12 protein-coding genes and 1 tRNA gene are annotated in these 12,664 nt (G+C 50.1%); 5 read left to right on the top strand and 8 right to left on the bottom strand.

The features are described from left to right. The first annotated feature begins 68 nt into the window (after positions 1 to 68). Both ACO0LM_RS16195 and ACO0LM_RS16190 read left to right on the top strand, forming a co-directional pair. A tRNA-Arg gene (locus ACO0LM_RS16195) sits at positions 69 to 145 on the top strand. Between the two features lie 264 nt (positions 146 to 409). Further along, positions 410 to 1,477 carry a hypothetical protein gene (locus ACO0LM_RS16190; RefSeq protein ID WP_423038303.1) on the top strand — a complete coding sequence of 356 codons (1,068 nt, stop codon included), beginning with the start codon at positions 410 to 412 and terminating at the stop codon, positions 1,475 to 1,477. A gap of 197 nt (positions 1,478 to 1,674) precedes the next feature. Here ACO0LM_RS16190 and ACO0LM_RS16185 read toward each other — a convergent pair whose 3' ends face one another. Genes ACO0LM_RS16185 through ACO0LM_RS16175 form a run of 3 tightly spaced genes read right to left on the bottom strand, consistent with a single transcriptional unit; the run spans position 1,675 to position 2,665 of the window. Continuing rightward, on the bottom strand, positions 1,675 to 2,016 hold the full coding sequence (locus tag ACO0LM_RS16185; protein ID WP_423038302.1) for a hypothetical protein: 342 nt from the start codon (positions 2,014 to 2,016) through the stop codon (positions 1,675 to 1,677). 49 nt (positions 2,017 to 2,065) lie between these two features. After that, positions 2,066 to 2,374, bottom strand: coding sequence for a HigA family addiction module antitoxin (locus ACO0LM_RS16180; RefSeq protein WP_423038301.1), 309 nt, complete (start codon positions 2,372 to 2,374; stop codon positions 2,066 to 2,068). A gap of 12 nt (positions 2,375 to 2,386) precedes the next feature. Next, entirely contained in the window at positions 2,387 to 2,665 is a 279-nt protein-coding gene (locus tag ACO0LM_RS16175; RefSeq protein ID WP_423038300.1) for a type II toxin-antitoxin system RelE/ParE family toxin, read from the bottom strand. A gap of 677 nt (positions 2,666 to 3,342) precedes the next feature. On the opposite strand from ACO0LM_RS16175, the gene ACO0LM_RS16170 reads away from it, so the two are divergent. Beyond that, a complete protein-coding gene (locus tag ACO0LM_RS16170) occupies positions 3,343 to 4,971 on the top strand; it encodes a methyl-accepting chemotaxis protein (RefSeq protein WP_423038299.1) in 1,629 nt (542 codons plus the stop codon). Positions 4,972 to 4,989: 18 nt separating this feature from the next. Here ACO0LM_RS16170 and ACO0LM_RS16165 read toward each other — a convergent pair whose 3' ends face one another. The 3 genes from ACO0LM_RS16165 to wrbA are packed head-to-tail and all read right to left on the bottom strand — an operon-like array spanning position 4,990 to position 7,469. Continuing rightward, a complete protein-coding gene (locus ACO0LM_RS16165; protein WP_423038298.1) occupies positions 4,990 to 6,399 on the bottom strand; it encodes an FAD-binding oxidoreductase in 1,410 nt (469 codons plus the stop codon). A gap of 48 nt (positions 6,400 to 6,447) precedes the next feature. Then, a complete protein-coding gene (locus ACO0LM_RS16160; RefSeq protein WP_423038297.1) occupies positions 6,448 to 6,861 on the bottom strand; it encodes a DUF2069 domain-containing protein in 414 nt (137 codons plus the stop codon). Further along, entirely contained in the window at positions 6,858 to 7,469 is a 612-nt protein-coding gene (gene wrbA, locus ACO0LM_RS16155) for an NAD(P)H:quinone oxidoreductase (RefSeq protein ID WP_423038296.1), read from the bottom strand. The genes ACO0LM_RS16160 and wrbA overlap by 4 nt, the downstream gene beginning before the upstream one ends. Positions 7,470 to 7,545: 76 nt before the next feature. Here wrbA and ACO0LM_RS16150 point away from each other — a divergent pair, with 76 nt between their 5' ends. Next, positions 7,546 to 8,802 carry a YihY family inner membrane protein gene (locus tag ACO0LM_RS16150; protein WP_423038295.1) on the top strand — a complete coding sequence of 419 codons (1,257 nt, stop codon included), beginning with the start codon at positions 7,546 to 7,548 and terminating at the stop codon, positions 8,800 to 8,802. Continuing rightward, a complete protein-coding gene (locus ACO0LM_RS16145) occupies positions 8,799 to 9,854 on the top strand; it encodes a GNAT family N-acetyltransferase (protein ID WP_423038294.1) in 1,056 nt (351 codons plus the stop codon). Before ACO0LM_RS16150 ends, ACO0LM_RS16145 begins: the two co-directional genes overlap by 4 nt. Positions 9,855 to 9,988: 134 nt before the next feature. On the opposite strand, the gene ACO0LM_RS16140 is transcribed toward ACO0LM_RS16145, so the two are convergent. Together ACO0LM_RS16140 and ACO0LM_RS16135 are read right to left on the bottom strand one after the other, a co-directional pair. Then, positions 9,989 to 11,359 (bottom strand): undecaprenyl-phosphate glucose phosphotransferase, encoded by a 1,371-nt coding sequence (locus tag ACO0LM_RS16140; protein ID WP_422987584.1) that lies wholly within the window; start codon positions 11,357 to 11,359, stop codon positions 9,989 to 9,991. Positions 11,360 to 11,513: 154 nt separating this feature from the next. Next, the gene (locus ACO0LM_RS16135) at positions 11,514 to 12,431 is read right to left on the bottom strand and encodes a glycosyltransferase (RefSeq protein WP_423038293.1); all 918 of its coding nucleotides are present in this window, start codon (positions 12,429 to 12,431) and stop codon (positions 11,514 to 11,516) included. Positions 12,432 to 12,664: the final 233 nt, after the last annotated feature.

The following is a 12,664-nucleotide window of genomic DNA, read 5'->3' as shown; positions in this document are numbered from 1 at the left end:
AATCATGCCGCTTATCTGTAGTAATTGCGCAGTCATTGTGCAGTACCATGCATTGGTCAATTCATAGACTGTCCATAGCTCAGTTGGATAGAGCACGAGCCTTCTAAGCTCGGGGTCGCAGGTTCGATTCCTGCTGGGCAGGCCAATAGATTCAAAGACTTAGCCCAGATTAAAATTCTGGGCTTTTTCGTTTTTGGCTTCGTGTAACCAGCATGTAACCCGATTTTCCCATTTTTATAATTTCCATCACATTCTTGAAATGCTTTATGGCGCGTATTGCCTGTAAGCGGAGGATAGTCATTTCTCCCTGATATATTGTGGCAAAATCGGAATCTGTGTTGCGCAAAATTTCTGCCGAAAAGTGGGCTATAGGCAATTTCATTGTGTCTTAATTTCAAAGTTGATTATTATGCTTGAAAACAATAACTCCTCTATGTCGACAAGAAAAATTGTTCAATTGCTTTTAAGTAGATTTGAATCTGAAGTGTGTATTGAAGGAATTAATAGCCAACTCAGAGCCGTTACGTTGGATTTGGTTACCTCAATAGTTACCGCAGCGCACTCTGGCGCAGAAGCTCAATTTAAAAATGAATCATATCTGGCTGATTTTTTAGAGGAGCAAGAGTATCGAATTAAAAATTTCGTTTCAATGATTCCCCGGTCGTTTCACAATTATGAATTTCAAACCTCGAATGGTGCACGCTCTACTTTGTTTGATTTGCCACCTAGAGAGTTTATCAAATCAGTCGAAACGGTGAAAAATGAACCGACAGACAAATTAGCAACGGCGTATGGGGTTGTCTGGTTTCACTCACAATTGTTGAGCGAATTTCAGACAGGAAAAAAAAGTAAAGCTCATCAAGAAAACTGTCTTTTTGTATACGCGGAATCTGTTGAGTCATTGGCGCAAGACTATTTAGAAGCGGATGATTTTATCTCTCCCTTTCTTGAATGGGCCATGGTTGATGCTCTAATTTATTCTCGTACCCTTGATTTTTTCCAATCAAGGGCATTTTGGAAGCAAATAAAGAATTTTGATAGTGGCCAATTAATTGATGGCCCGCTCTTATTGGAGCCGAATGATATTTCCTTAACAGGCAGTAAAATTAAAGACCTCATTCTTGAATTTGCGTTTAGCGCTCTGGGTAATGCGATTGGATTGCTGGGGGTGTGGTGGCTCGCTACTCTTCTTACGGAAACCTCCACCGAGAAATGGATATTATTTACTGGCGTTATGGCATCACATTGGATTGTCTCAGCGCTATCAAATAAATCTGTCATAAAAAATGCTGGACGCACCAAGGATGAAGTTAACCTTCAAATGTTATGGGATATGTGCCAAATGCATGAGCGTGTGCCAAGTATGAATATTGGTTTGTTGTTGCACCTTCTTTACCGACTTGAGGAAAAAGGGGGAGCATTTAGTCCGTCTGTTTACGCATTGCTTGCAAAGCGAGCCAAGAGGGAGAGCAAATAATTTGCATTGCATTACATTAGTGGCAACCAGACATTAAAAAGACTTAACAAAACTTAACGCCAAAACTTTTAAATTTAAATGGCTTAGTTTTTGGTTCTTTAAGGGGCATATTTCCACCGTCACGCGCGCGCGTATCGGTCGGTTATTTCTGGCTAACGATGTTTTGGGCGTTTCAATGCAGTACTCAGCAATAAGCGTCAAGGGTTGTCGCTGGCATCAGGAAGGGTTTTCACTTCAATGGAATGGCTATCAATCATCAATGTAGTCCACCCCTTATCAAGTGAATATTTTTGTCCAGGCTCATAATATTTGAGACTGTCCACATTGTTGAGATTACCCGTAACGACAAGTCGCTGAGGATGAAAGAAAATTTGCAATTTTTCTTCGCTGGCGAGTTGTAGTAGCCAACCTGTTGTTACAGGTTGAGCGGTTTTGTCGCTCAAAAATTGTACCGCTTCAGGCAGTGTGAAGTAGGTGGGGACAATCATTAATGCTCCTTCAAGTGCTAATCCGCAAATGTCGGGATGCCAGACAAGCACATGAAGGGTTTCCTGCTCTACCCATCAGGATAGTCTGGCGTTTCTTTTCTCAGGCTGTGACTAAATGTTTGAAAGGCTTTACTTTGGGCGCGCCTGCTTTCCTTGCTTGCCACAGGTCATAAGCGGCTTGTTCCGCTATCCATACGTCAGCACGTCCACCATTGTCTACCCCTAGCCAAGCCTCCAGCCTGAGCGCCATGACAGGGGAAATCGCGGCGCGGCCATTTAGCACGCGCGACAATGTGGCGCGGGTAATGCCTAATTGTTCGGCAGCTTCGGTCACATTCAAACCCAAAGCGGGCAATATATCTTCTCGCAGGGTTTCGCCGGGATGCGGCGGATTAAAGATTCTGCTCATTTGTAATGCTCCTTAGTGATAATCCTGATAATTGACCAGAATCGCGTCTTGACCTTCAAAAGTGAAAGTCAGACGCCAATTACCATTCACAGTGATTGAGTAATGTCCTGCAAGTTCTCCTGACAGGGTATGTAAATTCCAGCCGGGCAAATTCATATCAGTGACGGCTTTGGCTATATCCAGCCTCAGCAACTGGCGGTGGAGCCGGCTTGCATGATGTGGCTGAATACCAGCCTTGCTGCCGTTGTCAAAAAAGGTTTTTAGTCCTTTGTGCAGGAATGATTTAATCATGATTGTATTGTATAGCGTGGCGTTTCGCGGTTCAATGTTATTGTATTGCCTGTAAAGCAAATACTTGGTGCGTTGAAGGGGCGGCGCCATTGACGCATGTGTATTCTTGAATACTGCATCAGGTACAAGTAGTCATCGGATGTCTGATCTGTTTTTCATGTTTGAGTTGTTGTTTATATCTCTGATGTTGCAATTCGTCATGTTCTCTTCATTTGCGCCCGTAGTGTTTCAGCTATACTTTACTAAAGCACTTTCATTTGTTGCGCAGAGAATTACATAATAATTTCAGGGGACGTTGATTCATGTCGGCATGAATGGTTTATTCGGGCCTATCCGGGTCTATTCGACTATGTTTGATTTTGTGGGTACGCTGGGCAAGCCTGTTTGCCACTGGTGTTGAACAGCAGCTCCCGCGTATCAAGCATTCAAATCATTTAAACCATTTAAACATCGACTGCTTTCGAATCAGTTCTTCTTTCCCTGGCCAGTTCGGTCAAATTGCTTTTGCTCATGGCATTTTGAAGAGATTTTTTCTGTCATATTTTGTTCTTGTCGTTATCAAGGTAAGGCAGAAATGAGGAACACGTGCCTCTGTTCGTGCCGGGCTTGTTGCGATGGCTTGTGCTTGACGTACTAATACCTTCTGCCGTTCTATTGTCAGATATTCAGGGAAATGTATGAACCAATTATTACGCTTAAAAATCAGTGGCCGTCTGGCGCTGGGTTTTGGTCTTGTGATTTTGTTTGCTTCCGGCTTGTTGGTGCTGGGGCTGTTTCGTATGAGCCAATTGCAAGGTTCAACCGACTACATTTTTAACACCAAGGTCGCCAGCCTGGATGCCGCAACTGATATGCGCGAACAGGGCAGGGCACTGGCACTGGTATTGCGCAAGATGACTTCCCCCAGTGATTTGGCAGAAGCAGAACGAGAAACCAAGCGGCTGGCGAAAATACTGGAAAATTATAATGCTTCAGAAAATGCTGCCAAAAAACTGATAGACGACAATGAAGGAAAAAGCACGCTGCAAAACTCGCTTGAGCAAAAACAACAGGTGATGGTGATTGCCAACAAGATTAAAGGTCTGGTCGGAGAAGGTAATTATTTTGATGCGGCGTCAGCTTTGCAGACCGAATTCAATGCTCCGAACGAAAAATGGATGGCGTCCCTGGGGGACTTGGCACAGCAACAGCATAAGGCCATGAAATCCGCCTATGATGAATCGCTTGATAATTATAAAAGCGCCAGAGCTGGTATGTTGATTATCGGTATTTTGATTATCGTGGTTGGTTCGATCGCTGCATGGCTGATAGCCAGAACCATTTCCGGTCCTATCAAATCGTCTGCTGTCATTGCTGACCAGATTGCGCATGGTGATTTGACCAATACAGTTATCGTAGCAGGCACGGATGAGATCAGTGATTTGCTACGCTCCCTGAGTAAGATGCAGGAAAACCTGCTTGCGACCATCTCCAAAATCAAGGTCGGTACTGAAACCATTACCGTGGCGTCGCGAGAAATTGCCTCTGGCAATGCCGACCTGTCGAGTCGCACCGAATCGCAAGCCAGCTCGCTGGAAGAAACTGCCAGTTCCATGGAAGAACTCACCAGCACCGTCCGGCAAAATGCCGACAATGCACGGCAGGCCAATCAACTGGTGGTATCGGCATCTGGTGTTGCAGTCAAAGGCGGTGCCGTGGTGGGGCAGGTGGTCAGTACCATGGGTTCCATCAAGGAAAGTTCACGCAAGATTGTCGACATCATTGGCGTCATCGACGGAATTGCCTTCCAGACCAATATCCTGGCCCTGAATGCAGCGGTGGAAGCTGCCAGAGCAGGTGAGCAGGGCCGTGGTTTTGCCGTGGTAGCAGCGGAAGTACGCAATCTGGCACAACGCAGTGCCAGCGCCGCCAAGGAAATCAAATCCCTCATCAGTGATTCGGTCGACAAGGTGGACCAGGGTAGCAGGCTGGTGGATGAAGCCGGCAAGACCATGGATGAAATCGTCACCAGCGTCCAGCATGTGGCCGACATCATGAGCGAGATCACTGCGGCCAGCCAGGAACAAAGTTCAGGCATAGAACAGGTGAACCTGGCGATTACCCAGATGGATGAAATGACACAACAGAATGCCGCCCTGGTAGAACAGGCAGCGGCAGCGGCAGAAAGCATGGAAGAACAGGCTGGAGAACTGACGAAGGCGGTCAGCGTTTTTCAGTTGCCAAGGGAAATGAAAATAGAAAATGCAGCATCCCAGAAAAATAATGGTGGACGTCAGCAAAATATGCGACGTCTGGAGCATCGATAGGCAAGCGGGGCAGCGGCGCTAAAGTAGTTTGCCCGGGTTCATCAGATTATCCGGGTCCAGCGCTCCCTTGATGCTGCGCATCAAAGATAATTCCAGTGCCGATTTATACAGGGTGATTTCTTCCCGTTTCAACATGCCCAGGCCATGTTCGGCGGAAATGGAACCGTTCAGGCCATGTACCCTGTCATGTACTATGCGATTGACGGCTTGCTGTTGTTGAATGAAATCCGTATCGCGCATGGTCACCGGTGCCGATACGTTGTAATGCAGATTGCCATCGCCCAGGTGGCCAAAGCACACTACCTGGCATCCCGGGAAGGCGGCATGCAGCGCCGCATCGGTCATCTTGATAAATGCGGGTATGTCCGAAATAGGAAGGGAAATATCATGCTTGATATTCTTGCCTTCCATCGCCTGCGCAGCGGAGATGTGTTCGCGCAATTGCCATAGGGTTTTCGACTGACTGATGGACGTGGCACAGACGGCATCTGTCGCGTGGCCATGCTCCAGCGCTTTTGCCAGCATGCTTTCCATCAAGCCATTTGCATGTTCTTCCGATTCATGGTCAGAAATTTCTAGCAGGGTGTAATACGGACAGTTGCTGTCCAGTGGTTTCTTCAGCAGGGGAAAATGTTTCAGCACCAGTTGCAGGCTGAAGTCGGAAATCAATTCGAAACCTGTCAGTGTCGGCCCCAGGTCGCTGCGTGCCAGATTCAGCAATTGCAATGCAGCCTCTGCTGAAGGCACGGCAGCCAACGCAGTCAGGCTGGCGCGTGGTTGTGGAAACAGTTTCAGTACTGCAGTGGTGATGATGCCCAGGGTGCCTTCGGCACCAATATACAAATCCCGCAAGTCATAGCCGGTATTGTCTTTGCGCAGGCCGCGCAAGCCATTCCAGATTTCGCCTGTTGCCGTCACCACTTCCAGCCCCAGGCACAATTCCCTGGCATTGCCATAGCGTAGTACTGCCGTGCCACCGGCATTGGTTGCCAGGTTGCCGCCTATGGTGCAACTGCCTTCAGATGCCAGTGATAAAGGAAATAATCGCTGATGCGTTTCTGCCGCCGTCTGCACATTTTCCAGCAGGCAGCCCGCTTGTACCGTCATCGTATTGTTGCTGACATCCACTGCAAGCACACGGTTCATGCGCTTGAGCGAGAGGATGACTGCCTTACCGGTCTGGTCCGGCACGCTGCCCAGCACCAGACCCGTATTACCGCCTTGCGGGACGCAGGGGATGTGATAGCGGGCGCACAAGGTGAGCAATGCCGCCACTTCTTCCGTCGATGTGGGCAGCAATACCGCCATTGCCTTGCCGGTATAACGCTGGCGCCAGTCGGTCAGGTAGGCTTGCTGATCAGGCTCACTGGTCAGCACGTGATCCTGACCGATGATCTGTGCGCAGGAGGCAAGAAATTCAGAGTTCATGGTGTCAGTCAGCACAGGTTTCGGATTGTTGATGCACGCATGGCGGCATCATTGTTCGGCTGCCTTGGTTTTGGCCAATGCCTTCGCGGCTTTTTTTAGCGGACGCAAATAAAAAATCGTGCTAAAGAAAAAAATCAATGACAGTGCTACTTCACCCCAGGCCAGCATGGCTGACAGCGGCAGCTTGTCACTGGTGGCCCTGACGATACCCTCGGTAAAATACAGCCAGATCAGCATGGACGACCATTGCATGGTGTAGTTGTCTTTTTTCAGCACGCCGCGCAATGGTATCAACAGAAAAAACGCCTTGATCACCATCCATGAGCCACCGGGACGCAAAGGCGCAATCATCCATTCCCATAGCAGACAGAGTATGAACAGGGCAATCAGGCTGGCGGATGCTACCCAGTAGTAGGGGGTAGTGCGGGGTGTAGTGCTGGGTGTTGTGAGTGTCGTGTTCATGTTGCGACCTGCAATTTGCGGCTGGTTTCGGCCAGTCGCTTACCCAGTGCAATGGCCAGCTTGCGGCTGTCTTCTGACAGTGGCAGTGTGCCATCCTTGCCGGACCAGTGGGTTGCCCCATAGGGGCTGCCACCGGTGGAGGTGGTCATCAATTCGGGATGGCTGTACGGCAGGCCAAGCAGCAGCATGCCATGGTGCATCAGGGGTAGCATCATGCTGAGCAGGGTGGATTCTTGTCCGCCATGCAGGCTGCCGGTAGAAGTGAATACGCAGGCCGGTTTGCCGCTGAGTGTGCCGGACAACCAGTCGGCCGCAGTGCCGTCAAGAAAGTATTTCATGGCAGCGGCCATGTTGCCGAAGCGGGTAGGGGAGCCTAATGCCAGTCCTGCACATTCCCTGAGGTCAGACAATTCTACATACGGTGCGCCTGCTGACGGTACATCTGGTGCTGTGGCTTCGGCCACGGTGGACACAGCAGGCACGGTGCGCAGGCGCGCATTGCAGCCAGGTACGCTTTCTATGCCCTGGGCAATCAGCTCGGCCATTTTCCTGGTATTGCCATGGCGGGAATAAAATAAAACCAAAATCGTGAGTTCTTGTGTAGTCATGCTTGTATTATATGAGTCTTTATTCTTTGACCCTCAGTAAAATAGAGGGTACTTTTATTTCAAGCTGCAAAAAACTATGCGTGGTCTGTCGTGGAAACAAATACTCAACCTGTTCAAATTCGCCCTGCAACGCCTGCAAGAAGGGCGCTTGCCGCAAGTTGCCGGTAGTCTTACCTTTACCACCGTGCTGGCACTGGTACCGATTCTGACTGTCGCATTGGCCATTTTTACAGCTTTTCCCTTGTTTAATACCTTCCGTACGTCGCTGGAAGCGTATTTTATTCAAAGTCTGATGCCTAAGGGGATTTCCAACACCATTCTTGGCTATCTGACACAATTTGCCACCAAGGCGACCCGTGTTTCTGCCATCAGTGGTGTCGCCCTGATGGTGACTGCCATTACCACCATGGCAACCATAGACAAGTCCTTTAACCAGATCTGGCAGGTCAAGCGTTCACGTCCGATCTTGCAAAGATTGCTGGTGTATTGGGCCATTGTAACGCTGGGGCCTTTGCTGGTCGGTGTGTCGCTGACTTCTACTTCTTACCTGTTCACTGCCACGACCGGGGTGGTGGGGTCGGTACCTTTCATTGGCGGTGTGTTGTACACCACGGCCTCGATTTTATTTACTACCGGTGCTTTCACGCTGTTGTATTTGATCGTGCCGAATCGGTCTTTGGAATGGCGTGATGCGGCCTGGGGTGGTTTGTTTGCCGGTATTGCCTTCGAGATTGCCAAACGCATATTCGCCAGTTTTGTCATTCAGTTTCCCACCTATACCGTGGTGTATGGGGCACTGGCTGCCGTACCTATCTTTCTGGTCTGGATTTATGTTTCCTGGTTGATTATTTTGATCGGGGCGGTGATTGCAGCGGCTTTGCCCATCGTGAAGTTTGAACGTTGGTGGCATGTGCCGACCCCGGGTAGTGCGTTTGAAGATGCGGTCTGCATTTTGCAGGTGCTGGTCGAAGCGCGCATGGCGAATGCAGGAGCAGCCGTTGATGTCAATGCGATACGTACTCAGACCCGCCTGGGTATCGATGAAATTGAAGGCTTGCTGGAACGTATGTCAGAAGCTGGTTGGGTGGCGCGGGTGAATGCCAATACCACGACATCAAGAAGCCGTTTCTGGTTGCGCAAGAACGAAGCGGGGGCTGAATTATGGATATTGCTGGTCAATCCGGTCGGCTTGCATCTGTCTGATGTATACCGCCTGTTTGTGTTTGATGCGGCGCGGCGCAGCAGCTTGTCCAGCCTGGTGGATCAAAGCATAGAGAACGGTTTGCGTACCAATCTGCAAGACTATTTTGCGACTGTGGAGCCGGCGCAATGAAGTTCAGCCTGATTCAGGCTGGCGAACTGGATCCGGAAGTGTTGCGGCAATGGCTGGCGCTACGTCACAGTAATGCGATATACGATAGCCCGTACTATCATCCTGCATTCACCGTCATTGCTGGCCATGCACGTGCGGATACCAGGGTCTTGCTGTGTGAAGAAAATAATAGACTGACTGGTGTCTGGCCTTTTCATGCGCTGAATGCGTTTCGTGCAGTATCCATAGGCGGATTTTTATCCGATTATCAGGGCCCGATACGCCAGTCTTCATCCGACTGGGAAATGAGCCGGGTTCTGGCTGCCATGCAGTGCCGCCACTTTGGCTTTAACCATGTGCCGGCTGAATTGTCTGATTTCAAATCTCATGCCTGGATAGAGAGTCAGTCTCATACCCTGGATTTGACCGGTGGCTATGATGCTTATGTACAGCGCCTGGCGGAAAAAAGAGATGCATCGCTGATGAAGAAGGTGGCGACCAACGAGCGTAAACTGGCAAAGAAATATGGCGAATTGCGTTTCGACATGCAGAGCAGTGATTTAGGTGATTACCAGGCTTTGCTGAAAGGCAAAAGCCAGCAGTTTGAGCGCACTGTCGGGGCGGCGCATGACATCTTCCGGCTGGACTGGGTGCGTCAGGTGCTGGAAGAAATCCGGCTCGTCAAAGAGCCTGGGTTTGCCGGCATGCTGTCCACCCTGCATGCGGGGGATACGCTGGTCGCAGCACATTTTGGCATGCGCTCAGAGAAGGTATTGCATTACTGGTTCCCCTGGTACGACACGACGTATGCAGAATTTTCACCTGGTCTTGTCATCCTGGCGCAGTGTGCCAAACATGCCGCGCAACTGGGCTTGACTTCCATCGACCTGGGCAGGGGTGATCAGGCGTATAAATTGCGCTTTGCCACAGGAGCAAATGCCTTGTGTGAGGGGGCGATCAGTTCACCGGCCATGATAGCGATGGCGCAGGCGGGTGTGTACCGCAGCAAGCAGCTTCTGAAGCAATCCAGCCTGGGGCAGCAATTACGCAAATTGCGCCAGGCTGCAGGGTGATGATCCAGGGAATCTCTGATTAAGTGTAGCGAGCGGCGCTAGTTTGGGTTAAGACGCGCAATCGTACGACTGTACGGCGAGCATCGCAGGCCCAAAATAGCGTCGCGCAGTAGCTTAATCAGAGGTTCCCTAGCTCAATACGCGTTTTTATCGCCTAGTACCACTTTCAAGGTGCGCCAGATAATCACGATATCCAGCCAGATTGACCAGTGCTGTATGTAGTACAGGTCATAGTCGATACGTTCTTCCATTTTTTCCAGCGTCTCTGTTTCGCCACGCAAGCCGTTGACCTGCGCCCAGCCGGTGATGCCGGGTTTGATTTTATGACGGAACATATAACCACTGACCAGTTTGCGGTACAGTTCATTGTGCTCGATGGCATGCGGACGTGGCCCCACCAGGCTCATTTCACCACGCAGGACATTGAATAACTGCGGCAGTTCATCCAGGGACGTGCGGCGCAAGAAACGTCCAAACGGAGTGACGCGCGGATCACCTGCCTTTGCCTGTATCACTGGCGCATCTGGCGAGGTCTGGCGCATGCTGCGGAATTTATACACATTGATGGGGCGTCCGGCAATGCCGTAGCGTTTTTGTTTGAACAGTGCCGGTCCAGGTGACCCCAGTTTCACGCCTATGGCTATCATCAGCAGTATAGGCGACAGCAAGATCAGTCCTACCAGCGAGCCAAACAAATCCAGCAGGCGTTTCGGCAACGCCGCCAGCCCGATGAAAGGGGTTTCGGTCGATGCCAGTACCGGGCGACCCGCCAGCTCACGCAGTTGTATGCCGGGCATGCCAAAGATCAGCGATTCGGGCACAAAATAGGTGGACACGGTGCTATCTTCCAGTACCGCGATAATTTCGGCCAGTTCTGGCGGTTCCTTGGTATTCATGCCTATGAAAACGACATCGACATTCACATGACCGGTTTCAGGGTCTACGATCCAGTCTGTGGCTTCGCTCAAGTCACCCAGCCGCCTCAGGTTGCTGGGGGGGCGGGATTCATTTCTGTTATCAAAAAAACCGACCACATCAATCGCCGCCAAAGGGGTCCTGCGTAAAGAATCGACCAGGTCTGCGCAGGCAGAATTGGACCAGATCAGTACCGCCTTGCGTCGTCGGGTTGGATTCGAATAATAAATCACTGCGATGCTGCGCATGAACACGGCGGTGCAGGTGAGGCTGAAAGGCGTGGCCAGCAACCAGGTCAGCATGACGGTGCGTGATAGTTGTTCCGAGGTTTTATCGACATAGGCACTCAGTACGACGATCATGAAAACCACGAACCAGCGGCCGGCAATGCTGGGGAAAATCGTCAGCAGACGTTTTTCTTGCAGGGTATTGAGCATCCGATGGCTGGAAAACACGATGACACTGGCCAGCGTGGCGATCAGCATGCGTACGCCAAAGATGTCCGGATCGGCATGTTCGGAATAAATGATGATGGCAAACAGCGTCAGGTAAATGGTCGCAGCAAAGGTGATACCTGTCAGCGCCGTCAAAAGCTGCGCTGGTTGTGAGGGATTTGAAGCTGATGACGCATTAACCATGGATGCCAGTGTTATCGGTGATATTGAATCAATTCAGTCGAGGTCGCAAGATCGGTAGAGGGTAAAACTGCTGATGACTATCGGGACTATCAGGCCCACTCCCTGATCAACTCTTGCGCTTGAAAAACAGGTTCTTGATTTGCCCCAGTTGCCAGCGATGCAGATGCTGTCGGAATTCCAGATTGTCGTAGCGCGGCGTACCCTTGATGGCCGCGCCGATATAGCCGGCGATAATCAGCAGGCCGCCGATCACAAAGGGTTTTTCACGCATGCGAAACACACCGGATGCCAATGCATACAACGGGTGGTAACCCATGAACCAGATACCACGCCCCCAGCGCAGGCGGCCACGATACACATTCTTGTCTGAAGAGCCCATCAAGCGGTGATGCATGAGTATGGCATTGCTGTCTAAAAAGCTGAGGGTAGTCCAGCCCTTCATGCGGGCAGTGTGGACATCTATGCCATCCCACAGCACTTCTTCGACAAAACCGCCGATTTCTTCAAATGCGACCCGGCGGTATAGTTTGAATTGTCCGGCCACATGCTCGTCTATGATGTGTTCTTCGATTTTTTGCCCGTCTTCTTCACGGAAGACCTTGCCGGATACGGCTGCCAGTTTCGGGTTTTGCGCAAATTGTTCAAACATCAATTCCAGGTAGTGCGGGCCAAACGACATGTCGCCATCCAGTTTGGCGATATATTCATATTCCTGATGCTGGATCTGCGTGATACCAAATTTAAAGGCAGCGACAACGCCACCGCCAACCTTGCGGAAACCACGGTCAGGGCGCTGCACCAGCCGGATAAAGCTGTGTTTTTCTGCATACTCACGCACGATGTCTGCGGTACCGTCCTGTGAGCCATCATCGACAATGATCCATTCCACCGGTTTGACAGTCTGTGCCACCATGGAATCCAGGGTCAGTCTGATCAAGTCTGCCTCATCACGTACGGGCGCAATAATGACCAGGGGGACTACCCTGTCGGCATTGCTTGATGAGGTGGGACTTGGTGTGTGCATATGGTTTATCTTTCCGGCTTTTAAGTGGATGTTAACGTAGCTTTGAGTTGCTCACAATTCAACAAAGGTTAATTTTTGTTATTAAATGACAATATCAATATAGGCGATATACCAGTCCTGGCTTGAGTTTTGTTGTCCTGACAAAAATTTGCATCTATTCTTACTATTGCAATATAAAATGAAGTTCTTTATGTAAAAGCTTGAATGCATGATGCCAATTTGGTCCATTTTTT

This window comes from Undibacterium sp. Di26W (genome assembly GCF_049340265.1).
In the GTDB taxonomy this organism is placed as follows: Bacteria; Pseudomonadota; Gammaproteobacteria; order Burkholderiales; family Burkholderiaceae_D; genus Undibacterium.
The sequence above is the reverse complement of the archived record's forward strand: the minus strand, read 5'-3'. Positions and strand labels throughout refer to the sequence as shown.

Coding starts and splice junctions, on each gene's coding strand:
- ACO0LM_RS16190 (WP_423038303.1), top strand. CDS start 410: ATGCTTGAAAACAATAACTCCTCTATGTCGACAAGAAAAATTGTTCAA.
- ACO0LM_RS16180 (WP_423038301.1), bottom strand. CDS start 2,374: ATGAGCAGAATCTTTAATCCGCCGCATCCCGGCGAAACCCTGCGAGAA.
- ACO0LM_RS16175 (WP_423038300.1), bottom strand. CDS start 2,665: ATGATTAAATCATTCCTGCACAAAGGACTAAAAACCTTTTTTGACAAC.
- ACO0LM_RS16170 (WP_423038299.1), top strand. CDS start 3,343: ATGAACCAATTATTACGCTTAAAAATCAGTGGCCGTCTGGCGCTGGGT.
- ACO0LM_RS16165 (WP_423038298.1), bottom strand. CDS start 6,399: ATGAACTCTGAATTTCTTGCCTCCTGCGCACAGATCATCGGTCAGGAT.
- ACO0LM_RS16160 (WP_423038297.1), bottom strand. CDS start 6,861: ATGAACACGACACTCACAACACCCAGCACTACACCCCGCACTACCCCC.
- wrbA (WP_423038296.1), bottom strand. CDS start 7,469: ATGACTACACAAGAACTCACGATTTTGGTTTTATTTTATTCCCGCCAT.
- ACO0LM_RS16150 (WP_423038295.1), top strand. CDS start 7,546: ATGCGTGGTCTGTCGTGGAAACAAATACTCAACCTGTTCAAATTCGCC.
- ACO0LM_RS16145 (WP_423038294.1), top strand. CDS start 8,799: ATGAAGTTCAGCCTGATTCAGGCTGGCGAACTGGATCCGGAAGTGTTG.
- ACO0LM_RS16135 (WP_423038293.1), bottom strand. CDS start 12,431: ATGCACACACCAAGTCCCACCTCATCAAGCAATGCCGACAGGGTAGTC.